Here is a 505-nt window from a genome sequence, read left to right as displayed (position 1 = left end):
GGCGGTCTGGATAAAGATATCCCCAGCACAGAAGACATTAAAGGCGCCTCAGAAATTGGTGCCAATGCCTTTAACATCATCACCATTTGGCGCAATCGGTCGTTGGAAGATAAAATCTTTGCCGCCTCTCTCGCACAAGAAAAAGCAGATTTAGCCAAACGCCCAGGTGTCATTATGAATATTGCCAAACAACGTTCTGGTGATTTTGAAGGCAAAATAGGGCTTTGGTTTGATCCCCAAACTTATCGCTATCGCTGTTCTTTTGAACAATCATTCCCTCGACGTTATCTGTAATGCCCTATAAACCCCACTCTCTTTAAAAACGCCTCCGCCTTCACACACGCACACGTCTTGCTCCCACAGAAACAACAGGAAGGATCAATCCACAAATGATGAAAAACACCCAATCCTTCGCGAACCAAAGCCTGCTCAACCCTAGATTCTCTGCTCCCAGACGGAAACAAAAAAAGATCGCTCCAACAACGGCGCAAAACACCCCCCCCTT

1 pseudogene is annotated in these 505 nt (G+C 46.3%); it reads left to right on the top strand.

Annotation, left to right across the window (positions count from 1 at the left end):
- A pseudogene (locus ACFIL8_RS12800) lies at positions 1 to 294 on the top strand (DNA primase); the annotation flags it as partial.
- Positions 295 to 505: the final 211 nt, after the last annotated feature.

The organism is Bartonella sp. AP57NXGY (assembly GCF_042195805.1).
Lineage (GTDB): Bacteria > Pseudomonadota > Alphaproteobacteria > Rhizobiales > Rhizobiaceae > Bartonella.
This window is presented reverse-complemented; position numbering and strand designations above follow the sequence as displayed.